The organism is Micromonospora matsumotoense, from assembly GCF_900091525.1.
Lineage (GTDB): Bacteria > Actinomycetota > Actinomycetes > Mycobacteriales > Micromonosporaceae > Micromonospora > Micromonospora matsumotoensis.
In genome coordinates, this window is sequence record NZ_FMCU01000012.1 from 133,815 (window position 1) to 159,551 (window position 25,737).

21 protein-coding genes are annotated in these 25,737 nt (G+C 75.0%); 9 read left to right on the forward strand and 12 right to left on the reverse strand.

Annotated features, from left to right (window positions below; all coding sequences use genetic code 11):
• The first annotated feature begins 6 nt into the window (after positions 1-6).
• From GA0070216_RS22510 to GA0070216_RS22525, 4 genes are read left to right on the forward strand one after another with little or no spacing between them, the layout of a single operon-like run.
• Positions 7-3,192 (forward strand): FtsX-like permease family protein, encoded by a 3,186-nt coding sequence (locus GA0070216_RS22510; RefSeq protein WP_091249713.1) that lies wholly within the window; start codon positions 7-9, stop codon positions 3,190-3,192.
• A 43-nt stretch (positions 3,193-3,235) separates the two neighbouring features.
• Entirely contained in the window at positions 3,236-5,926 is a 2,691-nt protein-coding gene (locus GA0070216_RS22515; protein WP_091249716.1) for an FtsX-like permease family protein, read from the forward strand.
• Between the two features lies 1 nt (position 5,927).
• On the forward strand, positions 5,928-6,926 hold the full coding sequence (locus tag GA0070216_RS22520; protein WP_091249719.1) for an ABC transporter ATP-binding protein: 999 nt from the start codon (positions 5,928-5,930) through the stop codon (positions 6,924-6,926).
• Entirely contained in the window at positions 6,923-7,642 is a 720-nt protein-coding gene (locus GA0070216_RS22525) for an ABC transporter ATP-binding protein (RefSeq protein WP_091249721.1), read from the forward strand. Before GA0070216_RS22520 ends, GA0070216_RS22525 begins: the two co-directional genes overlap by 4 nt.
• A gap of 65 nt (positions 7,643-7,707) precedes the next feature.
• Here GA0070216_RS22525 and GA0070216_RS22530 read toward each other — a convergent pair whose 3' ends face one another.
• A complete protein-coding gene (locus GA0070216_RS22530) occupies positions 7,708-8,160 on the reverse strand; it encodes a GNAT family N-acetyltransferase (protein ID WP_091249724.1) in 453 nt (150 codons plus the stop codon).
• Between the two features lie 74 nt (positions 8,161-8,234).
• On the opposite strand from GA0070216_RS22530, the gene GA0070216_RS22535 reads away from it, so the two are divergent.
• A complete protein-coding gene (locus GA0070216_RS22535; protein WP_091249728.1) occupies positions 8,235-8,732 on the forward strand; it encodes a potassium channel family protein in 498 nt (165 codons plus the stop codon).
• A 93-nt stretch (positions 8,733-8,825) separates the two neighbouring features.
• On the opposite strand, the gene GA0070216_RS22540 is transcribed toward GA0070216_RS22535, so the two are convergent.
• Entirely contained in the window at positions 8,826-10,406 is a 1,581-nt protein-coding gene (locus tag GA0070216_RS22540) for an alpha/beta hydrolase (RefSeq protein WP_425413181.1), read from the reverse strand.
• A 32-nt stretch (positions 10,407-10,438) separates the two neighbouring features.
• Positions 10,439-11,554, reverse strand: coding sequence for an ATP-dependent DNA ligase (locus tag GA0070216_RS22545; RefSeq protein ID WP_091249730.1), 1,116 nt, complete (start codon positions 11,552-11,554; stop codon positions 10,439-10,441).
• Between the two features lie 134 nt (positions 11,555-11,688).
• Here GA0070216_RS22545 and GA0070216_RS22550 point away from each other — a divergent pair, with 134 nt between their 5' ends.
• The 4 genes from GA0070216_RS22550 (at position 11,689) to GA0070216_RS22565 (ending at position 14,133) form a co-directional block, all read left to right on the forward strand.
• Positions 11,689-11,898 carry a hypothetical protein gene (locus GA0070216_RS22550; RefSeq protein ID WP_091249732.1) on the forward strand — a complete coding sequence of 70 codons (210 nt, stop codon included), beginning with the start codon at positions 11,689-11,691 and terminating at the stop codon, positions 11,896-11,898.
• 133 nt (positions 11,899-12,031) lie between these two features.
• Positions 12,032-12,454: an SRPBCC family protein gene (locus GA0070216_RS22555; protein ID WP_091249735.1), complete on the forward strand. Its 423-nt coding sequence runs from the start codon at positions 12,032-12,034 to the stop codon at positions 12,452-12,454.
• Positions 12,455-12,544: 90 nt separating this feature from the next.
• The gene (locus tag GA0070216_RS22560) at positions 12,545-13,042 is read left to right on the forward strand and encodes a DUF1990 domain-containing protein (protein WP_091249738.1); all 498 of its coding nucleotides are present in this window, start codon (positions 12,545-12,547) and stop codon (positions 13,040-13,042) included.
• A 143-nt stretch (positions 13,043-13,185) separates the two neighbouring features.
• The gene (locus GA0070216_RS22565; protein WP_091249741.1) at positions 13,186-14,133 is read left to right on the forward strand and encodes a phosphotransferase; all 948 of its coding nucleotides are present in this window, start codon (positions 13,186-13,188) and stop codon (positions 14,131-14,133) included.
• A 78-nt stretch (positions 14,134-14,211) separates the two neighbouring features.
• Here GA0070216_RS22565 and GA0070216_RS22570 read toward each other — a convergent pair whose 3' ends face one another.
• The 9 genes from GA0070216_RS22570 to GA0070216_RS22610 all read right to left on the reverse strand — a co-directional run bounded on the left by GA0070216_RS22570 (position 14,212) and on the right by GA0070216_RS22610 (position 25,429).
• Positions 14,212-15,132, reverse strand: coding sequence for a DNA-3-methyladenine glycosylase family protein (locus GA0070216_RS22570; protein ID WP_091249744.1), 921 nt, complete (start codon positions 15,130-15,132; stop codon positions 14,212-14,214).
• A 448-nt stretch (positions 15,133-15,580) separates the two neighbouring features.
• Positions 15,581-16,258, reverse strand: coding sequence for a COG4315 family predicted lipoprotein (locus tag GA0070216_RS22575; protein WP_091249747.1), 678 nt, complete (start codon positions 16,256-16,258; stop codon positions 15,581-15,583).
• 204 nt (positions 16,259-16,462) lie between these two features.
• The gene (locus tag GA0070216_RS22580; protein WP_091249750.1) at positions 16,463-17,245 is read right to left on the reverse strand and encodes an anti-sigma factor family protein; all 783 of its coding nucleotides are present in this window, start codon (positions 17,243-17,245) and stop codon (positions 16,463-16,465) included.
• Positions 17,242-17,946, reverse strand: coding sequence for a sigma-70 family RNA polymerase sigma factor (locus GA0070216_RS22585; RefSeq protein WP_091249752.1), 705 nt, complete (start codon positions 17,944-17,946; stop codon positions 17,242-17,244). Before GA0070216_RS22585 ends, GA0070216_RS22580 begins: the two co-directional genes overlap by 4 nt.
• Before the next feature lie 82 nt (positions 17,947-18,028).
• The gene (locus tag GA0070216_RS22590) at positions 18,029-18,886 is read right to left on the reverse strand and encodes a spermidine synthase (RefSeq protein ID WP_091249754.1); all 858 of its coding nucleotides are present in this window, start codon (positions 18,884-18,886) and stop codon (positions 18,029-18,031) included.
• 28 nt (positions 18,887-18,914) lie between these two features.
• The gene (locus GA0070216_RS22595; RefSeq protein WP_091249757.1) at positions 18,915-19,880 is read right to left on the reverse strand and encodes a hypothetical protein; all 966 of its coding nucleotides are present in this window, start codon (positions 19,878-19,880) and stop codon (positions 18,915-18,917) included.
• Positions 19,881-20,032: 152 nt separating this feature from the next.
• A complete protein-coding gene (locus tag GA0070216_RS22600) occupies positions 20,033-22,507 on the reverse strand; it encodes an AAA family ATPase (RefSeq protein WP_091249760.1) in 2,475 nt (824 codons plus the stop codon).
• Positions 22,507-23,655, reverse strand: a complete 1,149-nt coding sequence (locus GA0070216_RS22605; RefSeq protein WP_091249762.1) for an exonuclease SbcCD subunit D — start codon at positions 23,653-23,655, stop codon at positions 22,507-22,509. The genes GA0070216_RS22600 and GA0070216_RS22605 overlap by 1 nt, the downstream gene beginning before the upstream one ends.
• A 13-nt stretch (positions 23,656-23,668) precedes the next feature.
• On the reverse strand, positions 23,669-25,429 hold the full coding sequence (locus tag GA0070216_RS22610) for an ATP-binding protein (protein ID WP_091249766.1): 1,761 nt from the start codon (positions 25,427-25,429) through the stop codon (positions 23,669-23,671).
• Between the last annotated feature and the right edge of the window lie 308 nt (positions 25,430-25,737).

Consider the following 25,737-nt stretch of genomic DNA (forward strand, 5'->3'; position numbering starts at 1 on the left):
CAACGGATGAAGTTGGTGTGGAGGCGGGCCCACGAGGCACGCGGGCTGCTGCTCGCGGCGGTGGCTGCCGCGCTGGTGGCGATCGCGCTGGTCACCGGGCTGGCCGACTACAACCGGCGGGCCGTCGACGCCGGACAGCGCGCCCTGATCGCCGCCGCGCCCGTCGAGGAACGCAGCCTGCTGGTCAGCGGCTCCGGCGGACGTGACCACGCCGAGTTCACCAGCCGGGACCGCGCCGTCCGGGACGGCTTCCGCGCCGCCCTCGGGGACACCCCCGTCCGGGTCGCCGGCGCCCGTTACGGCACCGGGCGGGAACTCACCGGCGACCTCGGCCCGGGCATCCGCACCGGGAAGGAACCGGTCTTCGCCACCCTGGCCACCCTGGACGACCTGCCCGGGCACGCCGACCTCGTCGACGGCGCCTGGCCCACCGCCGGGGCCGGCCCGCTCCAGGCCACCCTGCCGGAGAAGGTCGCCGCTGCGCTCGGTCTGCGGACCGGTGACCGGGTCCCGATGCGTGACCGCAGCGCCGACCGGCGTACCGAGGTGCTGCTCTCCGGCACCTGGCGGCCCCGTGACCCGGCCGACCCGTACTGGCGGCTCGCCCCCGGGCTCGGCGTCGACCCGGACACCGACGCCTCGCACGGGCCGTTCGTGCTCGACCCGGCCGACTTCGCGACCACCTTCCCCGGCTCGGTCTCCGCCTCCTGGGTGGTCGCGCCCGACCTGGCCGCCGTCGGGGCCGACCGGCTGCCCGCGCTGCGCCGGGCCGTCGCCACCGCCGCAACCGAGGTGCCCGAGACGGCCGGGCTCGGCTCGTCGGCACAGGCGGTCACCACCCTCGACCGGCTGATCGACCGGATCAGCCGGGCCGACCTGGCCGGTCGCTCCGCGCTGGCCACCCCGCTGCTGCTGATCGTCGTGCTCGGCGGATACGCGTTGGTGCTGATCGCCGCCCTGCTGCACGAGGACCGCCGCGCCCAGACCGCCCTGCTGCGGGCCCGGGGCGCGGCCCGCCGGCAGCTCGCCGGCCTGGCCGCCCGGGAGGCGACCCTGGTGGTCGTCCCGGCCGCCCTGCTCGGCCCGTTGCTCGCGGGTGAAGCGCTGCGCCGGCTCGCCGCCGACGGCCCGGTCGACCTGGGCCGCGCCGTCGGTGGCGGCAGCTGGGTCTGGGCGGCGGCCCTCGCCACCGCCGTCGGCTGCCTCGTCGCCATGGTCGCCCCCACCCTGCGGGGCGCGGGCACCTATGTGGCCGACCTGGCCGCCCGGTCCCGCCCCGATCGGGTCGCCACGGTCAGCCGGGCCGGACTCGACCTGGCCCTGGTCGCCTTCGCCGTGCTGGCCTGGGTGCAGCTGCGCAGCTACTCCTCACCCCTGGCCGGTGCCGGCAACGACCTCGGAATCGACCCGCTGCTGGTGGCCGCGCCGACGCTGGGGGTGCTGGCCGGGGCCGTGGTGGCGTTGCGGCTGCTCCCGCCGGCCACCCGGTTCGCCGAGCGGTTCGTCGACCGACGGCTGTGGACCGCGACCATCTTCGGGATGTGGCAGGCCGGCCGGCGTCCGCACGCCGGGCCGGTGCTGCTGCTCGCCCTCGCCGTCGGCGGCAGCACCCTGGCCTGGTCCCTGGTCGCCACCGGGGAACGGTCCCAGGTCGACCAGGCCGACCACACCGTCGGCGCGGACCTGCGGCTGGTCGAGCGGAGCGGGGTCGCCCCCGTCGACCGGGCCGCCGCGCTCGCCGCCCTGCCCGGGGTCGACCGGGCGCTGCCGGCCTGGCGGGACGACATCCGGGTCGGCCGGGAGGACCGGCAGGCCACCGTGCTGGGCCTGGACACCGCGCACGCCGCCGAGGTGGTCAAGTTCAGCGACCGGCTCGCCGACCGGCCCGCGCGGGAACTGTTCGCGCCGCTGGCCGCCGCCCGGGAACCAGCCGGCGGTGTGCCGCTGCCGGCGGACGCCCGCAGCCTCACCGGCACCATCCGCACCCCCGTCGACCAGGCCGTCGTCCCGCACCGGATCGCCGTGTCGGTGCTGCTCACCCGGGCCGACGGGGTGGCGTACCGGCTGCCGGTGACGGGCACCGGCAGCGACGGGCGGGCCACCGGGTTCCGGGTCACCCTGCCGGCCGTCGACGGGCTGCGACTGGCCGGCTTCGAGGCCGACGGCGGGGACGTGGCCGGCACCACGTACGCGCTGCAGGTACGCGACCTGCGCACCGTCGGCCCGGACGCCCGGTCGACCGCCGTCGCGCTCACCGGCCGGTGGCAGGTGGCCGCCGCCGAGTCCGCCGGGCAGAGCAGCGTCACGGTGGCCGGGGCCGGGTTGACCGCCACCCACCCGGTCGGGTTCCTCGCCGGCGGCCGGTACGCGTACCAGCCGTCGTCCCGCTTCGCGGTGGTGCCGGACGGCCCGGACACCGCCGTGCCGGCGCTGATGACCCCCGCCGTGCGGGCCGCGCTCAACGTCCGGCCCGGGGAGACCGTGGTGCTGGCGCTGTCCGGGGTCTCCCTGCCGGTCCGGCTGGTCGGGGAGGTGACCGCGCTGCCCGCCACCGCCGGCGACGGCGTGCTGTTCGACCTGCCCGCTGCCACCGACTGGCTGATCCGCCACTCCGGCACCGTCCGGCCGGTGCCCGAGTGGTGGTTGCGGGTCGACCCCGCAGCGCACGCCGAGGCGACCCGGGCCGTCGCCGCGCTGCCCGGGACGACCCTGCTGGACCGCCGGCAGGCCGCCGCCGTGGCCGCCGACGACCCGTACTGGCAGGGTGCCCGGACGGGGTTGCTGGCCGCCGCCCTCGGCTCGGTGCTGCTCGCCCTGGTCGGCCTGGTGGTGGACGTCTGGGCCACCGCCCGGCACCGGATCGGTGAGTTCTCGGTGCTGCACACCCTCGGCGCGTCGCCCCGGCTGCTGGCCCGGGCGCTGCTCGCCGAGCAGACCTTCCTGGCCGGGATCGGCGTCGGCGTCGGTCTGCTGCTCGGCGCGGCGGTCGGGGCCACCATGGCACCACTGGTCGTGCTCACCCCGGCCGCCGGGCGACCCGTGCCGGCCCCGGCGTTCGCCCTGGCCTGGACCCCGATCGGATGGACCGTGGCGGGGCTGCTGCTGGCCGCGTTGGCCGGCAGCGCGGCGATGGCCACCGGCCTGCGGCGGCGGGTCGCCGTCGCCCGGCTGCGCAACGGGGGAGACCGGTGAGGACCTCGACGATCGGACCGCTGCACCAGGGGGAGGACCAGCGATGAGCATCGGTGCCGTGATCCGTCGGGTACGGGCCCACAGCGGGCAGTTCCTACTGCTGGCCGCGTTGACGCTGGTGATCGCCCTGCTGGTCGGCGGGGTGCCGAGGGTGGTCAACCGGTTGGCCGACCAGGGGCTGCGGGAACACCTCGCCGCCGAGCCCGCCGCCCGCCGCGACCTGACGTACGCCACCCGTCCCGGCGTCGGCGCCCCGCCGGTGAGCAGCCAGGCGGCCGAGTTGGACGCGCTCCAGCAGCGGATGCCCGCCGACGTGCGGGCCGCCGTGGCGCAACGTTGGTATGCCGCGCAGACCCCCGAGGACCGGGTCACCGGCCCCGACCTGGCCCGGGGCAACTACCTGGTGCACCTCGGCCTGCGCGCCATGCCCGGGGTCGAGGCGGCGGGCACCCTGGTCGAGGGACGCTGGCCGGACGAGGCGGCCGCCGCCGACGCCCCGGTGCAGGTGGCCTTGGCCGCCGACATCGCCGGCCGGTTCGGGCTGCGGGTCGGCAGCCGGCTCCTGCTCGCCCCACCCGACGAGGAACATCCGCCGACCCCGCTGACCGTGGTCGGGTTGTTCCGGCCCGTCGACCCCACCGACGGCAGTTGGGACACCCTGCCCTCGGTGCTGGAGGTGGCCGAGCCGGAGGGGGACGGCCAACCGTTCATCCTGGTCGGGCTGGTCTCCGTCGCCGCGCTGGACCGGCAGGCCGTCGAGGACCGGCCGGTGTCGTTCACCTGGCGGTACCGGCTCGGCGCGGACGGCATCGACGTCCGGCGCATCGACCAGCTCGTCGACGGGGTGCAGCGGCTGGCGCGGGCCAGCACCGGCACCGGCACGGAGCTGACCCAGGGGGTCGACGTCCCGCTGCGCGAGTTCGGTCGGGCGGTCACCTCGGCCCGTACCCTGCTCGCCGTCATCGGGGCCGGGGTGTTGGCGACACTCGCCGGGCTGGTGGTGCTGGCCGCCGCGTTGACCGTGCGCCGACGCCGCACCGAGTTCGTGCTGATCCGCGCCCGGGGCGGCGGGGTCACCACCGGCGTACGGCGCAGCCTCGCCGAGTCGCTGCTGGTCGTCCCGCCCGCCGCCGGGCTGGGCTGGCTGCTCGGCGGCCTGCTGCCCGGTGCGCCCGGCGGCACCGGGCCGCTCGCCGTCGGCGCGACCGCCCTGGTCACCCTGGCCCTGCCGGTGGCGACGCTGGTCGTACCGTCCGGGGTGGTCGGGCGGCGGGACCTGGGCCGGCTGCGGCCGTCCGCGCGGCGGGCCACCACGGAGGCCGCCCTGGTGCTGCTGGCCGGGCTGGCGGTGGTGCTGCTGCGGCGGCGGGGCCTCACCCCCGGGTCGGTGGACCCGCTGCTGGTCTCGGTGCCGGCGCTGGTCGCGGTCGCCGCCTCGGTGCTGGCGCTGCGGCTGTACCCCTGGCCGGTGCGGCTGGCCGGGCGGCTCGCCGCGCGTACCCGGGGAAGTGTGGCCTTTCTGGGCACGGCCCGCGCCGGTCGGGCGGCGGCGGCCACCCCGCTGGTCGTGGTGGTGCTCGCGGTCGCCACCGCCGCGTTCTGCGCCGTGATCGCCACCGGCATCGAGGCCACCCGCGACGACGTCGCGACCCGGGCGGTGCCGGCGGACGCGCTGATCCGGGGCGACCGGCTCGCCCCGGACACCGGCCCGGCGCTGGAGCGGCTGCCCGGGGTGCGGGCGGCCACCGGGCTGGCCGACGAGTCGGCGCAACGCCTGGCGACCGACGCCGACGGCACCGACGCCCGGCTGCGCGACACCAGTGTGCTGCTGGTCGACGGGCCCGGGCTGGCCCGCACTGCGCGGGCCGCCGGCCGGGACGTCCCGGTGCCCGGCCCGCTGCGCGACGCCCGGCCCGGTGCCGGGCCGCTGCCGGCGGTGGTCTCCCCGGCGGTCGCCGCCGACCTGGCCGACGCCGGCCTGCGGTCCGCCTTCATCACCGTGCAGGGCCAGCGGTACGAGTTCACCCCGGTCGACACCGTCGTCGACTTCCCGCTGGCCCGACCGAACACCACCCGGTACGTGGTGCTGCCCTGGCAGGCGCTGCCCCGGCGGGACAGTCCGCCGGTGCCCACCGGATTCCTGGTCGCCGGCGACCGGCTCGACGCCGGGGCACTGCGTCAGGCCGGCGACGAGGGACAGCACCGCTACCAGACCGGGGGAGCGGTGACCGGCCGGGAACGGCCCCGGGGGGTGGCGGTGGAGACCTGGTCGCAGACCCGGCTGCGGCTGGGCGGCGGTGGTGCGAACGGGTTGCTGGCGTTCGGGTTCACCGCCGGTGCGGTGGCCGGCGGGGTGTTGGCCCTGCTCGCGATCGCGTTCACCGTGCTGGCCGGGGCCCGCGCCCGGGGCGAGGTGCTGTCCCGACTGCGCACCCTCGGTCTGTCCCGTCGGCAGTGGCGGGGTTTGCTGCTGGTGGAGCTGGCCCCGCTGGTGGGGGTGTCGGTGTTGACCGGCGCACTGGTCGGGGTGCTGCTGCCGGTGCTGCTCACCCCGCTGCTCGGGCTCGCCGCGTTCACCAGCGGCACGCCCGTGCGGGTGGGCTTCGCACCCGGTCTGGTCGCCGCCACGGTCGGGCTCGGCGCGGTCGCGTTGGGCTTCGCCATGGCGGTGGAGGCCCTGAACAATCGTCGGATGCGCCTCGGCGAGGTGCTCCGGCTCGGAGAGGAGAGCTGAGATGACCACGACCGCGGAGAATCCCGTCGTCCCCGATCTGGCGGACCTGCAACGCCGGGCGGCGCAGCGGGCGGCCGAACGGGCCGGTGGGCAGGACCGGCTGCGGGGGCACATCGTCTGCGACGGCCTGGTCCGGATCTTCAAGACCGAGGGCGTCGAGGTGGTCGCCCTCCAGGGGCTGGACCTGGTGATCGACCGGGGTGAGCTGGTGGCGATCGTCGGGGCGTCCGGCTCGGGCAAGTCGACCCTGCTCAACATTCTCTCCGGATTGGACACGCCGACGGCGGGGATCGCCCGGGTGGCCGACTACGACCTGCTGGCGCTCTCCGCCCGCCGTCGGTTGCGCTACCGGCGGCACACCGTCGGATTCGTCTGGCAACAGACCGGCCGCAACCTGCTGCCCTACCTGACCGCGCGGGAGAACGTGGAACTGCCGATGCGGCTGGCCCGCCGCAGCGGTGGCGGCCGGGCCCGGCGGCGGCGGGCCGACGAGCTGCTGGAGCTGGTCGGGGTGGGCTACTGCGCGGACCGGCGTCCCGGGCAGCTCAGCGGCGGTGAGCAGCAGCGCTGCGCGGTCGCGGTGGCGGTGGCCAACGACCCGGAGGTGCTCTTCGCCGACGAGCCTACCGGTGAGCTGGACGAGGCGACCGGCGCGGAGGTCTTCGCGGCGCTGCGCACCATCAACGCCGAGCTGGGAGTGACCGTGGTGGTGGTCACCCACGACCACGCCGTCGCCGACCAGGTCCGCCGGACGGTCGCGATCCGCGACGGCCGGACCGCCTCCGAGGTACGCCGGACCGCGCGGATCGGCGCCGACGGCAGCACCGAACTGGTCAGCGAGGAGTACGCGGTGCTGGACCGGACCGGCCGGATGCAGCTCCCGGCGCCCTTCGTGGCGGCCCTGGCGCTGCGGGACCGGGTCCGCCTCGATCTCGCACCCGATCACGTGCAGGTCCGCCCCGGCGACCGGACGCCGGACCAGAACGGGAGTGACGCATGAGCGAGCAGGTTTCCGCCGTCCAGGCCGCCGAGGCGGTCACCGACGAGGTGGTGCGGGTCGAGGGGGTGAGCCGGACGTTCGGCCGGGGACGGCACGCCGTGTACGCCGTCCGCGAGGTCTCCTTCACCGCCGGCCGGGGCGAGCTGGTGGCGGTGCGGGGCCGCTCGGGTGCCGGCAAGACCACCCTGCTGAACCTGGTCGGCGGGCTGGACCGGCCGGACGCCGGCCGGGTCCGGGTGGCCGGGCACGACGTCACCGGTGCCGGCGAGGCCGAGCTGCTGCGGCTGCGCCGGGGGACGGTCGGGTTCGTGTTCCAGACCTTCGGGCTGGTGCCGATCCTGTCGGCGGCGGAGAACGTCGGGGTGCCGCTGCGGCTGGCCCGGGTGGCGGCGGCGGAACGTGAGGAGCGGGTGTCGGTGCTGCTGGAGCTGGTCGGTCTGGGCGGCCACGCCGGGCAGCGCCCGTACGAGCTGTCCGGTGGGCAGCAGCAGCGGGTCGCCGTGGCCCGGGCCCTGGCCAACGAACCCGACCTGCTGATCGCCGACGAGCCGACCGGTCAGCTCGACTCCGAGACCGGCCGGGCGATCATGGACCTGCTCCGCGCGGTGGTGCACGCCCGGGGGATGACCGCCCTGGTCGCCACCCACGACCCGGCCCTGATCGAGGTGGCCGACCGGACGCTGACCCTGCGCGACGGCCGACTCGTCGACGACTGACGCCGCGCCACCGGCCCTGGGCGGCCTGGCCCTGGGCGGCCTGGCCCTGGGCGGGCCGGGCCGGTTCAGAGGGTGAGCTTCATGCCCTCGTGGCTGGCCACGAAGCCGAGGCGCTGATAGAAGCGGTGCGCCTCGGTCCGGGACTTGTCGGTGGTGAGCTGCACCAACCCGCAGCCCCGCCGACGGGCCTGGTCGATCGCCCAGCTCATCATCGTCATGCCCAGCCCCTGACCACGCAGGTCGGACCGGATCCGGACCGCCTCGACGAGCGCCCGCTCCGCCCCGTGCCGACCCAGCCCCGGGATGTAGGTGAGCTGGAAACAGCCGACGACCTCCCCGGCGCGTTCGGCCACCACCTGCTGGTTGCGCGGGTCGGCGGTGATGTCGGCGAAGGCCCGCTCGTACGCCTCGTCGACCTCGGCGTGCTCGCGTGCCCGGCCGAGCACGTCGTCGGCGAGCAGGGCGAGGACGGCGGGCAGGTCGGCCCGGACCGCCTCGCGGAGGATCACGTCGGTCATGGCCGGCAGCCTGTCACAGCGACCCCGGTCGATCGGCGGGCGGAGGTGGCGGCCGGGAGGCAGCATGGTGCGGCATGGAGCCGTTGTTGTTGCCGTTCCGGTGGGTCTACCGGGGCCTGGTGTACTTCGCCAACTCGCCCCGGACGCTGATCGCGTCGTACCTGTTGATGATCGTGGTGGCCGGGGTGATCTACGGCCAGGTGGAGCACCGCAGCGCCGCCGACGCCGTGTGGTGGGCGGTGGTCACCGCCTCCACCGTCGGCTACGGCGACATCTCGCCGACCAGTTGGCAGGGGCGTGTCCTGGCCGCGCTGTTGATCTCCACCATGGTGCTGCTGGTCATTCCGCTGATCACCGCGCACTTCGCCAGCCGGCTCATCGTCGACGACGACGCCTTCGAGCACGTCGAGCAGGAGGAGTTGAAGAACGACATGCGCCGGATGCGGGCCCTGCTGGAGGAGTTGGCCGCCCGGCAGGGCATCGTGCTGCCGGAGCTGCCGCCCGCCCCGGCCCCACCGGACCACGCGGCCCTCGTCCGGCAACGACTGCGGGGACGCCGCAACCGCCGTTGACCGCCCGGCGGTGGTCACCGCTCGGCGGTGGTCACCGGCCAGTGGTGGTCACCGGTCGGCGGCGGGCGGGCGGGCGGCCGGTCGTCCTTCCGGTCATCGGGCGGGGCAGCGCAGTCCCTCCCGGGGGACGGTCAGCGAGATCAGGTAGGCGTCCACCGCCTCGGTGATGCAGCTGGTCTGCGGATAGGCGGTGTGCCCCTCGCCCTCCCAGGTGAGCACCCGGCCGACGCCCAGCATCGCGGCCAGCCGGGCGGTCTGCTCGTACGGGGTGGCCGGGTCGCCGGTGGTGCCCACCACCACGATCGGTGGCGCCCCGTCGGCCCGACCGGTCGGGTACGGGTCCCGCCCGCCCGGCCACTCGACGCAGCCGAACATCCCCACCGCCAGGGCCGGCCCGAACAGCGGGTACTTCTGCCGCCACTGGGACTGCAACTGGCGGATCTGGTCGACGCTGGGCTTCTCGGTCTCGTCGGCGCAGTTGACCGCCAGGTTGGCGTCGAACAGGTTGGTGTAGCGCCCGTCCTCGCCCCGCCCGGCGTACGAGTCGGCGAGCTTGAACACGTCGGTCGGGTCGCCGTCGTCGAGCCGGTCGATCGCCCGGGCCAACTCCTCCCAGCCCGACTCGGTGTAGAGCGAGGAGATCACCGCGTAGAAGACCCAACCGGAGGTCGCCTCCCGCCCGCCGGCACCGCGCACCGGGGAGACCTTCGCCTTGTCGATCGCCGAGGTCACCGCGCCCCGGGCGTCCGGTGCGATCGGGCAGCGGCCGGCGTTGGCCGCGCACCAGCGGTCGAAGTTGCCGAACGCCCGCTCGAAGCCCCGGGCCTGGCTCTCCGAACCGGCGATCAGTTGCTGCTGCGGGTCCACCGCGCCGTCGAGCACCAGCGCCCGGACCCGCTGCGGATAGAGCTGGGCGTAGGTCGCGCCGAGCAGGGTGCCGTAGGAGTAGCCGAGGTAGGTGAGCTTGTCGTCGCCGACGGCGGCCCGGACCGCATCCATGTCCCGGGCGGCCTGCTCGGTGCCGTAGAGCGGGAGCTGGTCGCCGTACCGGTCGCCGCACCCCTGGCCGATCCGCCGGTTGAGCGCCTGGTAGCCGTCGAACGACTGCTGGCTGCGCGGGTCGGGGTCGTAGCCGAAGCTGGCATCCAGGTCGGCGTCGGAGATGCACTTGACCGGGCTGGACCGGGACACTCCGCGCGGGTCGAACCCGACGATGTCGAACCGGTCGGTGACCGCCGTGGGCAGCCCCCCGAACGACGGCCCGAACGACAGGTAGACGGCGGTGTCCACGCCGGACCCGCCCGGCCCGCCCGGATTGATCACCAGGGAACCGATCCGGTCCCGTTGCTTCGACGACCGGGCCCGCAGCAGGGCGATCTCGAAGGTCTCGCCGCTGCCCGGCCCGGTCGTGGCCCCCGTCCCGGTGCCCCAGTTGCGGGGCACCGCGATCCGGGCGCACTCGTAGCGCATGCCCGGGGCGCCCCGACCCACCAGCTCGTCGGCCACCTCGGGGCAGGCCCGCCAGGCGGGGGCGTTGCCGGGTGCCGCCGCCGACGAGTCCTCGGTACGCGGGGCGAACGCCGGCATCGTGCACCCGGTGACGAGCAGCGCGCCCGCGACGAGCCCGGCCAGGGTGAGCCGGACCTGGCGGATCCGGTGGGCAGTGCGGATCACCAGCGGGCCTCCATGATCGTGTGCCAGTCAGGCTACGCCGGGGTGCCGGCGTCCGGGGGCAGGGTCACCGCCGGATCACCCCGGAGCACCTGGTCGACGTCGAACCGCACCGGGCGGTCCAGTTGGTCGTAGCGGCAGGAGCGGGGATCACGGTCGGGCCGCCAACGGACGAACCGGGCGGTATGCCGGAACCGGTCGCCCTCCATCGCGTCGTAGCCGACCTCCATCACCAGCGCGGGCCGCAGCGGCACCCAGTCGAGGTTCTTGGTGCCCGTCCAGCGGCTGACCCCGCCGGGAATGCGCTGGCCGCGCTCGTGGTCGCCGTGCACCCACGGGTGCTCCTCCTCGCCCTCCCGGTAGGGGGCCAACTCGTCGAGCAGCCCCTGCCGGCGGGCCATGGTGAACGAGGCGCTCACCCCGATGTGGTGCAGCACCCCGGCCTCGTCATAGAGGCCGAGCAGCAACGAGCCGACCACCGGCCCGGACTTGTGCCAACGGAACCCGGCCACCACCACGTCGGCGGTACGGGCGTGCTTGACCTTGGCCATCAGCCGCTTGCCCGGCTGGTAGGTCAGGTCGGCCGGCTTGACGATCAGCCCGTCCAGCCCGGCGCCCTCGAACACCTCGAACCAGCGCCGGGCGGTCTCCGGGTCGGTGGTGACCTGGGTGACGTGCACCGGTGGCCGGACCCCGGCCAGCGCCCGCACCAGGCGTTCCCGCCGGGTCGGGTAGGGCTGGTCGACCAGCAGCTCGTCGTCGAGGGCAAGTAGGTCGAAGGCGACGAAGTCGGCCGGGGTCGTCTCGGCGAGCAACGCGACCCGGGAGGCGGCCGGATGGATCCGTTGGGCGAGCTGCTCGAAGTCGAGCCGGGGCTGACCGTCCGGACCGTCGCGCCGGATCACGATCAGCTCGCCGTCGACCGCGCACCGCTCGGGCAGCTGCGCCCGGACCTGCGCCACCACCTCGGGGAAGTAGCGGGTCATCGACTTGCCGCCCCGGCTGGCCAGCTCGACCTCGTCGCCGTCGCGGAACACGATGCAGCGGAAACCGTCCCACTTGGGCTCGTAGGTCAGGCCGGGATCGGTGGGTAGGCGGGCCACGCTCTTGGCCAGCATCGGCTCGACCGGGGGGTTGATCGGCAGGTCCACGGCGACCAGTCAACCAGACACCACCGACAGTGGTGAGGCAGATCACCGTCGGTTCCGGTCCGGCGTGTCCCCGTCCGTACCTCCTGTCCTGCGGATGCGGATGCGTTTCCGCAGCTCAGAGCTACCGTCGCGGGGTGGAGTGGCGGTGTGGTTGCTGCGGGCGCTGGCGGGTCAGCGTCGAGCTGGTCCGGGGTCGGCACCGCTACCGCCTGGTGCACCGCTATCCGGCCCGCTTCGGCGGCGGCAAGAACGTGCTCGGCGAGGCGGGCACTGTCGCCGAGCTGGCGGAACTGCTCCACCGGCACACCCCGCTCGACCTGGCCGACCTGCGCGAGGCCGGCTGAGTCCGGCGGCCGGACCGGTGCCGCCGACACCGTCGGGAGGGCGACCGGAGGGTGGCCCGGTCACGATTGCTGCGGCACCCTCGTCTGGATCCGGGCGGCACGCGGGTGCCGCCGGTGGAGCCACGGAGGCGGCATGCGGTTCGAGACGGCGACCGAGATCGACGCGGACATCGACACGGTCTGGGCGGTACAGACCGACATCGATCGGTGGCCCGAGTGGACCGACTCGGTCCGGACCGCCCGCCGGGGTGAGGCCGGGCCGTTGGTCCTCGGCGCCACCGCCTGGCTGGAGCAGCCCCGGCTCCGTCCGACGTACTGGCGGGTCACCGAGATCGACCCGCCCCGCTGCTTCGTCTGGGAGTCCACCACCCCGGGGGTGCGCAGCCGGGGCGAACACCGGATCGTGCCGCTGCCCGACGGTCGGGTCCGGGTGGAGCTGGCCCTGGTGTTCACCGGCCCACTCGCCGGGCCGACCGGCTGGCTCGGCGGCCGGCTGGTGCGCCGCTACCTGCGGCTGGAGGCCGACGGGCTCCGACGGCGCTGCGAGGCCGGCTGAGCGGTGGGGTCCGTCCGTCGGTCCGGGCGGGCGGCCGGGTCGCCGGTCGACGTCATCGGTCCTAGGCTGGGCGGGACCCAGGGAGGCGCGGTGTCCGAGTTGACGTACCCCGAGGTGGGCGCAACCCGACGGGGGCCGCTACCGGCGGGCTACCACCACCTGCGGCACACGTTCCGGATGCCGCCCGGCAGTTTCCTGGTCGCCGCCGAGGCCGTGCTGAGCTGGCGGCTGCACCGGGCGGCCGGGGTGCGGATGCGCACCGACGCGCTGCGGGCCGCGCCCGGCGTGCGGGTCACCCCGGGGCTCGGGCTGGGTCCGCTGCGGGTGTGGGGGCCGTGCGAGGTGGTCTGGGTGGCCGAGGGCGACCGGGAGGCCGGCTTCGGCTACGGCACCCTGCCCGGCCATCCGGAACGCGGGGAGGAGGCGTTCCTGGTCCGCTGCGACGACGACGGCAGGGTCAGCTTCGAGCTCACCGCGTTCAGCCGGCCGGACCGCTGGTTCATGACCGCCGCCGGGCCCGCCGGCCGCGCCGTCCAGCACGGGTACGCGCGCTGGCTGGCCCACACCCTGCGCCGCCTCTGCCGGTAGGGATCGACCTACCAGGGAGGTAGGTCGACCAGGTGCAGCACGACAGCGCCCCACCAGGTGTCGTGGAGCGGGGTACCCAGTCCTGATCCAATGATCGCTCGGAGGAGATCCGGGGTGCCGGCAGCTCGACGAAGGATGAGGACATGAAGAGCTTCATGACTGCGGAGCAGATCGCCCACCGGACCCGGCGCGCGGTCGACGCGGCCGTCCACGCCGGGCGCGCACAGGGGCTCGTCGTGACCGACGCCCGGGTGCTCTACGACGCCTTCTCCGTGGTCGTGCACCTCGCACCGGCTCCGGTCGTGGCCCGGGTGCCCACGGTCCTGCCGCACTATGCGGACCTCGACAGCGTGTCGGGTCGGCAGCGGGCGGAGCTGGCGGTGACGGGGTGGCTCGCGGACCGGGGCATGCCGGTCATCGCGCCCAGTTCCCTCGTGCGCCGGGAACCGGTGCGGCACGACGGCTTCTCGATGACGTTCTGGCAGTTGATCGAGCTGGCCCCGGCCGCAGCACCCGACTACGTGGCGAACTGCGGCCTCATCCCCGCGCTGCACGCCGCCCTGCGCGACTATCCGGGTGAGTTGTCCTTCCTGTCTGCGGCCGAACCGCAGTTCATCGAGGACGGCCTCAGGATGCTCGACGGCCGGCCCGAGCTCATCGACCGGACGGACCTGGACCGTGCCCGCCGGGAATGGCAGGTGCTGGAACCTCCCGTGCGCTCCCGCGAGCTGTTCGAGCGGACGTTTCCGGGGGTCGACCTGCAACCCGTCCACGGAGACTCCCCGGCCGTGAACATCGTCGCCGGGGTGGACGGGCATCGCTACGCCGACTTCGAGATGGTGACGCTGGGGCCCGTCGAGTGGGACGTCGTCGGCGTCGGTCCGGACGGCGAGGCCGCCTACCGGCATGCGGCGCAGCGCCGGAACATGCGGCAGCTCGACGAGGACGTGTTGCGCTTCGTGACGGCGGTGGGGCTGCTGCGCGGCATCGCCTGTCTCGCCCTGGCCCCCCAGTTGCCGATGCTGGCGGACGCCCTCGGCGGCATGCTCGACCAGTGGCGGTCGACGCCGTTCGCCGGTGGGCTCGGCTAGCAGCCGGTTGCGGGGTCCGCCACCCGCGCATGCCCGAGGAGCGGCCGGCGGGCGGGCCGGGGGCCGGTGGGCGGCCGCTCAGAAGCGGGCGAAGGAGCGGACCGGCATCCGAGGGCCGAACCGGGGCGCCTGGATGCCGGCGACGGCCAGCAGCAGGCAGACCCGCCCCCGGTGGCCCCGGAACGGGGCGAGCAGGCCGAGCATCCGGGCGTCGTCACCGCGTGGCTCACCGGCGAGCGCCCAGGCCACCGTGTTCGGCACGTGGTAGTCGCCGACGCTGACCGCGTCCGGGTCGCCGTACCCGATCCGGACCACCTCGGCGGCGGTCCACGGGCCGATGCCGGGGATCGCGGTGAGCCGCCGGGTCGCCTCCGCGCTGTCGACGCAGCGTTCCAGCCGGTCGGCCAGGGCGGCGGCCCGGCGCAGCGTGTCGGCCCGGCGCTGCTCCACCCCGAACGGGTGGAACACCCAGTACGGCGTCGCCGCCACGGTGGCCGCGTCGGGAGGCAGCAGCAGTGGCGGGAACGGCCCGGGCGCGGGCTCGGCGAAGTGTCGGACGGTCGCCGCGTACGCCCGGTACGCCTCCGTGCCGGTGACCTTCTGTTCGAAGACGGCGCGCAGCACCCGGGGGAAGAGTTGACCGGTGGCGGGCATCCGCAGCCCCCGGTGCCGGGCGGCGAGCTCGGCCACCAGCGGATGGGCGGCGGCCAGCTCGGCGAAGCCGGTCAGGTCGTCGCGCAGGCCGGCGATCGCGTCGGCCCGTTCGACCACCCAGTCGGCGCCCGGCCCGTGACCCTCGGCGATCAGCGTGCCGCCCTCGGGGCGCAGGGCCAGGGTGGCGGGACCGGCCGGGGTGCGGGTGGCCCACCAGAAGGTGCCGGCGGCGATCCGTGCGCACGGGTCGTACGGGCTGAAGGTGAGGGCCCGGACGGAGGCGGTGAACCGGTAGTCGGCCGGCGGTCGCAGCACCCGGCGCGCTGCCGGCTCGTCCCAGGTCACCCCGCCACTGTGCCATGCTCCCCGCCGGGAATCAGCCCGGTCCCCGGCCGGCATCCGGGCCACCCGCGGCGGCCCCGGCGGTGGAACCCGGGGGCGGAACCCGGCGGCGGAACCGGGGTGGAAATGGACGACACCGCCGACGTCCTGCACGTCGGCGGTGTCTCCATCCCGAAGCGGACCGGCCGCCCGAGCGGCCGTGGGTGCGGGGTTGGGGGGACCTTCGATGGCGCACGCCCGCTGGCGTGTGGCGCGTCCATCGCCCTCGTCCGCTCCGGGGGTTCGTGGGGAGGGTCCGGCGGGTGATACCGCGACGCCGGCCCGGTTGGGGGCCGGCGTCGCGGCCGGGACCGTACGACGCTGCCGGTACGTCGACGGTCCTCATCCGTGACGGTGGCCGGCCGCGCCCTCCCCGGCTGCGACCGGCCACCGTGTCTCGGCTGAGGCGGGATCAGTAGGTGTAGTCCCCGCCGCTGTTCGAGCCGCCCGAGTCGCCGGCCGCCGGCGGGGCGACCGCCTTCGGGGTGCCGGTCGGCAGGCAGGTCAGGTTCTTCTTGCCGTTCGGGTCGACCACGAACCAGGTGCCGCCGACGCCCTGGCCCTTCCACTGGCCGGCCTTCTTGTCACCGATGTAGCGGTAGACCGGCCAACCACCGATGGTGATCTGGCGGGTGCCGTCCTGGCGGGTGACGGTGCCGACCTTGTCGTCGGAGACGCCCTGGAGCTGCGGGTTGCCGTCGGTCAGCGCGGGCGGCCAGACCTGCGCGCACTTGTCGACGCAGTTCGACGACGGCGGATCGTCGGAGTCCTTGTCGAAGCGGTAGAGGATGAAGCCCTCCTGGTCCACCACCACCTTGCCCATCCGGGCGATCTTCTTGCCGACGAGCTGGTCGGTCAACTGGACGTTGGCCGGGGGCGGCGCCTGGTCGGCGGCGGGGGCGCCAGAGGCACCGGGCGCTCCGGGGGAAGCCGAGGAATCCGGCTCGACCGACGCGGTGGGCTCGGCCGCGGCGACGGCGACCGGCTCGGCGGCGCTGGAGTTCGCTCCGTTGTAACCTGCGGGTGCGCAGGCCGTGAGTGCGACCACCGCGCTCGCGACGATGACGGTCGTCCGCTTGATCTTTGCCACGTGCCCTCCTCATTCTTGGCGGTTCACCGAGTAGTACGGAGCGTCCACTGTCAAGGTTGAACGATCGACAGTGGGCCATTTCACATCCGATTCGTTGAACCGTTCCGGCCGGCCGTACGTGTGCGCCAGCAGAGGCATCCTCCGGGCCGGAAAAGCCGAAACGGCGTCGACCCGGACCGGGTCGACGCCGTTTCGGCGGTTGTCTCAGGGAACGAGGGTCACCAGCGGACTCGCCACCCCGTTGGCGTCCACCGACTGCACCTGCAACTTCGCGATCTCACCGCGCGGCGCCGAGGTGGACGCCTCCAACTGGAGATTCTGCGGGTTGGCGGTGGTGCCGTAACCCGTCCCCGGCACCGCCCAGGTCGAGATCACCTCGGTGGTGTCGTTCTTGCGGATCACCACCAGCCGGCAGGTGCGCGGGCCGGGCAGCCGGGTCAGGTTGAACCCGATCCAGGTGCCGTACTCCTTGCTGGCCAGCCACATGGTGGCCTTCACCCCGGTGCTGCCGTCGGTGGCGTCGAACTGGTCGCCCTCGATCTCGGTGCCACCCACCGACGGCCCCGACCGGGTCGGCTGCGGGCTCGCCGGCCCGTCCACCGGCGTCGAGCGGCTCGGCTCGGCGATCACCGGACCGTCACCGCCGACCGTACCGCCGAAGGTGGCCACCCCGACGCCGCTGAGCGCGCCGACCGCCACCACCGCGGCGGCCATCGAGAGCACCTGCCGGAACCGGGCCTTGCGCCGGTGGGTACGGACCGCGACCAGGGTACGGTCCAGCAGCCGCGGGTCCGTCGCGGTCTGCTCCATCGCCATCATCGTCTCGCCGTCGATGTCGGAGAGCAGCCCCACCACCGGGACCATGGTCTCCAACTCGGCGGCGCAGGCCCAGCAGGTCGCGAGGTGCTCCTCGAACCGTTCGGTGTCCTGCACGTCCAGGACGCCGAGCGCGTAGGCGGCGACATCCATATGGTCTGCCCGGCTCATTCCGTCACCCCCCTCTCCTGTAGGGCTGTGCGCAGGGCGCGCAGCGCGTAGTAGACCCGCGACTTGGCGGTGCCCAGCGGCAGGCCCAACTCCTCGGCCGCCTCCGGCACCGTCCGGCCGCGGAAGTACGTCGCCACCAGGATCTCCCGGTGTGACTGGCTCAACGTGCGCAGCGCGTCCGCCACCGTCATGGTGCGCAGCACCCGGTCGGTGCTGTCCGCCTCGGCGAACGCCGTCAGATCCCGGTCGTACGTCTCGGGCGGGCGGGCCTGCTCACTGCGGTGCTCGTCGATGGCGATCCGCCGGGCCACCGTGACCAGCCAGGGACGCAGCGAACCCTGCCCCTGCACGCCCAGCCGGTGCGCGTTGCGCCAGGCCCGCAGCAGCGTCTCCTGGACGATGTCCTCGGCGCGCTGCCGGTCACCACCGGTCAACCGCATCACGAACATCAACAGCGGGCCGGCGTGCTCGGCATAGAGCAGCCGGACCAACTGGTCGGAGTGGCTCGCCTCCGGGGTCGTCGCCGGGGCCTGGTGCCGCCCAGGTGCCGATCGCGGAGTCACCGGGCCATTCTGGCGATCGGTGGGGCCGGCGTCGACCCCCCGGCTTGACCTCGACGCACGCGACTGCGGCTGGGCCCGGGCGAACATCCACCCTGGCATGGCCAATTCGCCGTGCAAGCCGGCCGCGACCGCACTCATCCAGACCTCCTGCTGTCCACCGACATCAGCGGGCCCACGGGGAGGGCGCCGATCGTTGATACGGAACGGTCTTCCCCGCGGATCAACGGCGGACCGAAAAAATTCCTGGCGGCGGTGGGACGGAGCCCGTGGCGTCGGCGTCGGTGACCACCGCGGCGCCGGCCGCGAACCGGTCCAGCTGGTCGCCGGCCAGCACCCGACCGGGGAACCAGTCCCCGGCCGCGCGTCGGGTCAGCTCCGGCACCGGCGGCTCGACCCGGCCCGCCACCAGCACCAGATTGCCGTGCCGCCGCCCGCGCAGCACGGCCGCGTCGCCGATCAGGGCGGCCCGGGGCAGCACCGAGCGGACCGTGGCCACCTGGGCACGGGCGTGCCGCAACGGGGGACCGTCGGCCAGGTTGGCCAGGTACCAGCCGCCCGGCGTGAGCACCCGGGCCACCTGCCCGGCGTACTCCGCGCTGGTCAGATGGGCGGGGGTACGCGCACCGGCGAAGACGTCGGCGACCACCACGTCGTACCCGGCGTCGCGGCTGGACTCCAGGGTGGCCCGGGCATCGGCGACCCGCACCTTGAGCCGGGGATCGGCCGGCCAGGGCAGTTCCCGCCGGACCAGCTCCACCAGCGCGCCGTCCACCTCGGCGACCCGCTGCGTCGACCCGGGCCGGGTGGCCTGCACGTAGCGGGGCAGGGTCAACGCGCCACCGCCGAGGTGCAGCACCCGCAGCGGCGTGCCGGGCGGGGCGAGCAGGTCCAGCGCCGCACCGAACCGACGGACGTACTCGAACTCCAGGTGCGTCGGGTCGGCCAGGTCGACGTGCGACTGCGGGGCGTCGTCGAGCAGCAGCGTCCACGAGCGGGGCCGGTCCGGGTCCGGCACCAGCTCGGCCCGGCCGGTGTCGACCGGCACGACGATCCGGTCGTCGCCACGGCGGCGGCCCATCAGCGGCACCTCCCACGATCGCGGCCCATCAGCGACGCACCCCACCGCGGGTGGCCATGGTCAGGGCCCGGTGCAGCAACCGCGCGTCGCCCAGCAGCCCGCGCAGCCGCCGCTCCAACCCGGCGATCGGCACCAGGTTCTGCGGGGCCCGGGGGTCCTTGTACGGCGAGGAGGCGAACCGGGGCAGGGTGACCAGCGACAGGTCGGCCAGCGCGATCGCGTCCTGCGGTGCGAGGTCGGGCGAGCACTCCAGCCGGACGATCCCGGCCCAGGGCGCACCCACCGTCACCGGCAGCCGCAGATACCACGACCAGCCGCCCCAGGCGGTGCCGAGCCGGAACACCGGGGACCGCTGGCCGGAGCCCAGCCCGGTGACCACGGCGGTGAGCCGGGCGTCGAGATACTGGCTGTGCTGGGTCTTGATGTAGCCCAGGGTGCGCGGCAGCTGCCGGCGGGCCCGCAGCGGACCGTCCACCACCAGCAGGTCCCCGTCGGCGCGGGCGGCGTCGGAGACGGCCACCTCCAACGCGGTCAGCGGGGCCTGCACCGCCGCCGGCAGCTTGCTCAGCTCACCCGTGCCGCCGACCCGGTGCACCGGGTAGCGCACCTGCCCGCAGGTCACCTCCTGCGCCGACGGGCTGGCCGTGAACAGGCCCCGGCCCACCCGTGCCCCGGCCAACTCCGCCATGCCGCGCTCCAGGTCGCAGCGGACCACCCCGGCCGCGTAGGAGGCGGCGATCCCCGGGTACGACGCACCGTCCTCCTCGGCCGTCCACACGCTGGCGTCGATCCGGCGTACCCCGTCGACGAGCAGCACCACGGCGGGGGCGGCCACCCCCGGGCGTGGCCCGATCGCCCGCCAGTCCACCGCCGGCAGTTCCACGTCGGCGTCGACCTGGGTGCTGCTCGGCGTCACCGGCCCGCCCGGGGTCGCCTCGAACGACGCCCCGTAGGACGGGTCCCAGGCGTCCACGAAGAGCTGCGGCCCGGTCACGTCACCCTCCGCCGCTGCGCTGCGCTCCTCGCGCTCACCGGGCCTGCCTTTCGTTCGCGACTGCGGGGCTCCGCTGCGCTGCGCTCCTCGCGCTCACCGGGCCTGCCTTTCGTTCGCGACTGCGGGGCTCCGCTGCGCTGCGCTCCTCGCGCTCACCGGCCGGTCCGTTCGACGTGGGCGGTGCGGGCGTCCTTGCGGACCTCGAAGCGCACCGGGATGCGCTCGGCCAGCGCCGGCACGTGGGTCACCACGCCGACCATCCGGTCACCCCGGGCGGCGAGACTCTCCAGCGTGGCGGCGACGATGTCCAGGGTGGCCGCGTCGAGGGTGCCGAACCCCTCGTCCAACACGATCGACTCCAGGCTGGCGGCCGTGGTGGACATCCCGGCGAGCTGTTCGGACAGCGCCAGTGCCAGGGCCAGCGACGCCTGGAACGTCTCCCCGCCGGACAGTGTCCGCACCCCCCGGCGCAGCCCCGCGTCGTGATGGTCGACCACAAAGAACTCACCCTTGTCGTGGACCAGGTCGTACTGCCCCTGGGACAGCTCCCGCAGGATCCCGGAGGCCCCGTCGACCAGCAGGTCCAACGCCTCGGCCAGCAGCCAACGCTCGAAGTTGTTGGCCCGCAGGTGCCCGGCCAACGCCCGCGCCGTCCGCGCCTGCCGCTCGTGCTCGGCGCGTTGTTCCCGCAGCTGGAGGGCCTGCGCGCGACGCTCGGTGACCCGCCGCAGGTCGGCCTCGGCCCGCTCGGCGGCCACCGCGACCGCCTGCGCCGGGTCGTCGGCGGGACGCAACCCGGCGGCGTCGAGCAGGCCGCCGATCCGTTCCTCGACCGCCTCGGCGGCCGACTGCGCCGCACCCACCGCGCCGACCAGCCCGTCCCGGTCGGCGCGTCGTCGCCCGGCCTGTGCGCCGGCCCACCCGACCAGGGTCGTCCAGGCGGCGGCCACGTCGTCCCGGTCGGCGGCCGGCGGACCGAACCGGGCCAGGCCGTCCCGGGTGGTGTCGAAGTCCCGCCAGGCGGCCCGCAGCCGTTCCTCGGCGGTGTCGGCCGCCCCCCGGGCCCGCCGGGCGGCGTCCCGGCCGGTCCGCACCGCCGCTGCCGCCTCGTCCAGCGCCTGCCGCAGCCGGGCGTGCTCGGCGAGCTGGTCGCGCAGCGCCGCCGGGGTGGCCGCGCCGGCGAGTTGCCCGGCCAGCTCGGTCAGCCGGCCGCGCAGCTGGTCGTGCTGGGCGCGGAGCCGGACCAGCGCCCGGTCCTGCTCCCGCGCCGCCTTGTCCCGCTCGTCGACCAGCGCCTGGGCGGCTTTGCTGGCCGCCCGGGCCGTCTTGCCGGCGGCGGTCGCCGCGGCGACCGCGGAGCCGGCCGGCATCGCCGGCACCCGGGGCACCGACTGCGCGCAGACCGGGCAGGTCGCACCGTCGACCAGGTGCGCCCGCAAGGCGACCGCCTGGTCGGTGGCCTTGGCCTCCTCGTGGGCCCGGAACGCCGCCTCCAGCTCGGCCTCGGCCCGCGCGGCCGCCTCCCGGGCCGCGCCGAGGGCCGCCACCGCCGTGTCGTGGGTGGCCCGCGCCGCGTCCAGCGCCACCCGGACCGTGTCGGCCTCGGCGGTCAACCGCTCCGCGTCCGCGTGCGCCCGCAGCAGCAGCCGCAGGGCGCTCTCGTCGCCCGCGCCGGCCAACTCGCCGCGCAGCTTCTCCTCCCGCTCCTCGGCCAGCGCCACGGTGCGGGCCGCCCCGTCGACCGCCGCCCGCGCGGTGCTCACCGCGCGGGCCACCTCGGCCACCCCGGCCGGGGCGCGTACCCCCGCCAGTCCGGCGAGATCGGCGTCGAGCGCGGCCAGCGCCGCCGTGGCCTCACGCGCCGCCGCCCACGCCCGCTCCCGCTCCGGTACGGCCGCCGCGACCGCCCCGGACAGCTCACGGACCCGCTCGACCTGCGCGGTCGCGATGGCCAGCGTCTCGTCGTCGACGTCGGTCAACCCGCCGAGCACCCGGGCGACCGCCTCCAGCTTCGCCTCGGCCTGCCCGGCGCGTTCGGTGGCCCGCTTCTGCACGTTCTCGTAGACGCCGAGGCCGAGCAGGTTGACCAGGATCTGCTGCCGGGTGGCCGGCTTGGCGTGCAGGAAGTCGGCGAACTGCCCCTGCGGCAGCACCACGCAGGAGGTGAACTGCTCGTACGGCAGCCCGACCGCGTCCAGCACGGCCTGTTCCATCTCGGCCGGGGTGCCGGCCAACACCTCGCCCAGATCCTCCGGGCTGAGCCCGGTGTCCAGCTTGGTGATGTTGAACCCCGGCGGCATCAGCTGCAACCCGGCGTTGGCGGTCTTGACGGTGCCCCGGCCGTCCCGGCGGACCACCCGGGTCGCCACGTACCGGTCGCCGGCCGACTCGAAGACCAACCGGACCCGGGCCTCCACCGCCGACGGGGCGAGCGCGTTGGCCAACCCCCGGGTGCCACCCCAGCGGGGGACCGCGCCGTAGAGGACGAAGCAGATCGCGTCCAGCACCGTCGACTTGCCCGAGCCGGTCGGCCCGACCAGGGCGAAGAAGTCGGCGTCGGTGAAGTCGACGGTGGTCTCGTCACGGAAGACGGTGAAGCCGGCCAGATCCAGCCGCATCGGTCGCATCAGCGCTCCACCTCCTCCAGCAACTCGTCGAACAGGTCCCGTACCCCGTCGTCGTCGTGTCCCCGGCTGCCCAGGTAGTCGGCGAACAGCTCGCGGGGGGAGCGGCCGGCCCGCTGGGCGACCCGGGTGCCACTGCCCGGGGTGGGCAGCAGCTCCGGGTCGATCCGGATCTCCAACGCGCGGGGGAACAGCTCCTGCACCTCCTCCCGCAGGCCGGCCCGGGGCTGCTCCCGGACGAACACCCGCAGCCAGCCCTCGGGTGGGGTCGCCTCGGTCAACTGGGCGAGGGTGCCGCGCACCGTGCGCAGCGGCACCGCGGCCGCGACCGGGACCTCCCGGATCCGGGCGGCGGAGTGCGCACCCACCTCGACCAGCGTCACCGAGCAGACGTTCTCCTGCTCGCCGAAGTCGACCGCGAGCGGGCTGCCGCTGTAGCGGACCGGGCACGGCCCGATCACCCGCTGCGACCGGTGCAGGTGACCCAGGGCCACGTAGTGCGCGGTGCCGGGGAAGACCGATGCCGGCACCGCGTAGCCGAGCACCGTGTGCGCGTCCCGCTCGCCACCGCCGGTGGTCGCCCCGACCACGGTGAGGTGGGCGGTGACCAGGTGCACCCGGTCCGGCTCGGTGAAGCCCTCGGTCAGCTTGGCCAGCACCCGGCCGAGGTGGTCGGCGTACGTCTGGGTGGCCTCGGCGGCGGTCAGGTCGTACATCTCCACCGCGCGGACCGCGTACCGCTGGGAGAGGAAGGGCAGGGCGGCGAGCTGCCAACGCTCACCGTCGGCGGTGACGCCGTCGATGACGTGCTCGGCCGGGTTCTCGCGTACCCCGCCGCGCAGGGTGATGCCGGCCGCCTCGGCCCAGGGGCGCAGCGCGTCCAGGGCGTGGCCGTTGTCGTGGTTGCCGCCGATCGCCACCACGTCGGCCCCGGTGCGCCGCAGCGCGGTCAACGCCCGGGTGACCAGCCGGGTCGCCTCCGGGCTGGGCGCGGCCGTGTCGTACAGGTCACCGGCGACGATCACCAGGTCGGGGCGTTCGGCGTGGGCGATCTCGATCACCCCGGCCAGCACCTGCTTGTGCTCCTCGGCCCGGGACTGCCCCTTGAGCACCTTGCCGACGTGCCAGTCGGAGGTGTGCAGGATCTTCATGGCTGCCAGCCCCCTAGAACGGGATGTCGTCGTCGGCGCCGCCCGAGCCGACCACGGCGAACGGGTCGATCGAGCCGGTGATCGAGCGCAGCGTCTCCGACGGGGCCCGGCCGGCCTCGGAGACCCGGGTCGCCCAGGCCGGGAAGGGGAACTCCAGGCAGAGCGGGACCGGGATGTCCGGCTGGTTGACGAACATGGTGCCCGGCTTGGCCAGCAGGGCGCGTTGCCGTTGGGCGGGTGGCAGGAAGCCGTACTCCGGGCGGGACGCCTCGGCCGGGTCGAGCCGGCCGACCACCCGGATCGCCGAGTTGGTGACGATCCGGCGCTCCACCTCGCTCGCCGTCTGCTGCGCGCCGACCAGGATCACCCCGAGCGAACGGCCCCGCTCGGCGATGTCGAGCAGCACCTCCTTGATCGGGGAGGAGCCCTCGCGGGGGGCGTACTTGTTCAGCTCGTCGAGGACGACGAAGAGCAGCGGCTTGGCGGTGCCGGCCTTCTCCTTGCGCTCGAACTCGCCGCGCAGCGTCACGCCGACCACGAAGCGCTGCGCGCGGTCCGGCAGGTTGTGCAGGTCGACCACGGTGACCTGGGCGCTCTCGGCGGTGTTGATCGAGTGCGGGCGGCGGGTGGCCAGGTCGCCCCGGATCAGCCGGCCCAGGTCCTTCTTGCTGCCGATCAGCCGGCGGGCGAAGGCGTTGACGGTGCCCAGGCCGACCGCGCTGCCCGCCCAGTCGCCCCGGGTCTCGTCGTCGTTGAGTTGCTCGACGACGTGGTCGACCAGGTCGGCGTAGGAGCCGAGGCGCACCCCGTCGACGCTGACCCCACCGTCGGCGGGCTGGGCGTAGCGGGCCAGGTGGGCGGTGACCGAGTGGACCACCATCGTGTACTGCTGGCGCTCGTCGTCGGCGTCGGCGAAGACGTACGGCAGGAGGCGGTCGGCGCAGAACTCGCTGAGCGTCCAGTAGAAGGCGTCGACGCCGGTGAGCCGGCTGCTCACGTCGGGGGTGCCGGAGGCGTCGCCGACCCGGGGCGGGGCGTACACCCGCACGTCGGGGAAGGCCCCGGCGGCCAGCCCCAGCTTGGCGTACGCGGCCCGGGTGGGATCGTCGAGCCGGGCGTTGGGGTGGTCGAGGAAGAGCAGGTCCTCGCCCTTGACGTTGAAGATCAGCGCCTTGGCGTTGACGGCGTCCCCGCCGAGCACCCCGGAGCGGAAGACCGAGTAGAGCAGGAAGGTGGCGAAGCTGGTCTTGGTGGCCACCCCGGAGATGCCGGAGATCGACACGTGCGCACCCCGACTGCCGTCGAGGAAGTCGGCGTTGAGATAGACGGGGACGCCGTCACGGCCCATCCCCATCGGGATCCGCCGCTCCATCCGGTCGAAGTGCAGCGCGCGGGCCCGGGCGTCGCCCTCGGCCCGGTAGACCGTGGCGCCCGGCGCGGGGGGCACGTACAGCTCGGGGTCGACCCGGGTGGTGGTGATCTCGGCGGCCTCCTGCACCTGGGCGGGGAGGGTGCCGTCGGCGATGGCGAAGACGTCCGACTCGAACTGGGCGCCCTCGTGCCGGGCCCGGACCTGGGTGACCACCCCGGCGATGGTGACCGGCTCCCGGTCGGGCAGGTCGCGGCGGGTGACCACCACGTCGTCGAGCTGCAGGTAGCTGCCCGGCGAGACGGCCGTCCAGAACTGCAACGGGGTGGCGTCGGCGGTGCCGAGCACCCGGCCGACGGGCTCGCCGGGGCTGTCGATCCGGCCGTCGGTCCGGTCGTCGGTCATCCGCGGGCTCCGGTCAGCTGGTCGTCTCGGTCAGGGCGCACGACCTGCATCCTGCCCGAGGAGTGCGACAGGTTGCCACGCGACGCGGCGGAGGCCACCGGCGGGCGGCCGGTCCGGGCCCCGCCCGGGGCGCACCGGCCCCCGATTCGGTGACCCACAGGGATCGGGGCGTCACCGTCGGTCGAGAAGTTGGCCGCAGGTGACGTCGTTTCGGCAGGTGGCGGGGGGTGACGGAAATACCCCGAAAAAAACTCGGGCCAAGGCGTGACAGAAGAGGTCCGGTTGGGCTGAGAATAGCCACAGCCGAT

Excerpts from the sequence above, each read along its gene's own strand:
- GA0070216_RS22520 (WP_091249719.1), top strand. The coding sequence starts at position 5,928 with ATGACCACGACCGCGGAGAATCCCGTCGTCCCCGATCTGGCGGACCTG.
- GA0070216_RS22535 (WP_091249728.1), top strand. The coding sequence starts at position 8,235 with ATGGAGCCGTTGTTGTTGCCGTTCCGGTGGGTCTACCGGGGCCTGGTG.
- GA0070216_RS22565 (WP_091249741.1), top strand. The coding sequence starts at position 13,186 with ATGAAGAGCTTCATGACTGCGGAGCAGATCGCCCACCGGACCCGGCGC.
- GA0070216_RS22555 (WP_091249735.1), top strand. The coding sequence starts at position 12,032 with ATGCGGTTCGAGACGGCGACCGAGATCGACGCGGACATCGACACGGTC.
- GA0070216_RS22590 (WP_091249754.1), bottom strand. The coding sequence starts at position 18,886 with ATGGGCCGCCGCCGTGGCGACGACCGGATCGTCGTGCCGGTCGACACC.
- GA0070216_RS22610 (WP_091249766.1), bottom strand. The coding sequence starts at position 25,429 with ATGACCGACGACCGGACCGACGGCCGGATCGACAGCCCCGGCGAGCCC.
- GA0070216_RS22605 (WP_091249762.1), bottom strand. The coding sequence starts at position 23,655 with ATGAAGATCCTGCACACCTCCGACTGGCACGTCGGCAAGGTGCTCAAG.
- GA0070216_RS22600 (WP_091249760.1), bottom strand. The coding sequence starts at position 22,507 with ATGCGACCGATGCGGCTGGATCTGGCCGGCTTCACCGTCTTCCGTGAC.
- GA0070216_RS22580 (WP_091249750.1), bottom strand. The coding sequence starts at position 17,245 with ATGAGCCGGGCAGACCATATGGATGTCGCCGCCTACGCGCTCGGCGTC.
- GA0070216_RS22525 (WP_091249721.1), top strand. The coding sequence starts at position 6,923 with ATGAGCGAGCAGGTTTCCGCCGTCCAGGCCGCCGAGGCGGTCACCGAC.
- GA0070216_RS22515 (WP_091249716.1), top strand. The coding sequence starts at position 3,236 with ATGAGCATCGGTGCCGTGATCCGTCGGGTACGGGCCCACAGCGGGCAG.
- GA0070216_RS22585 (WP_091249752.1), bottom strand. The coding sequence starts at position 17,946 with ATGAGTGCGGTCGCGGCCGGCTTGCACGGCGAATTGGCCATGCCAGGG.
- GA0070216_RS22510 (WP_091249713.1), top strand. The coding sequence starts at position 7 with ATGAAGTTGGTGTGGAGGCGGGCCCACGAGGCACGCGGGCTGCTGCTC.
- GA0070216_RS22530 (WP_091249724.1), bottom strand. The coding sequence starts at position 8,160 with ATGACCGACGTGATCCTCCGCGAGGCGGTCCGGGCCGACCTGCCCGCC.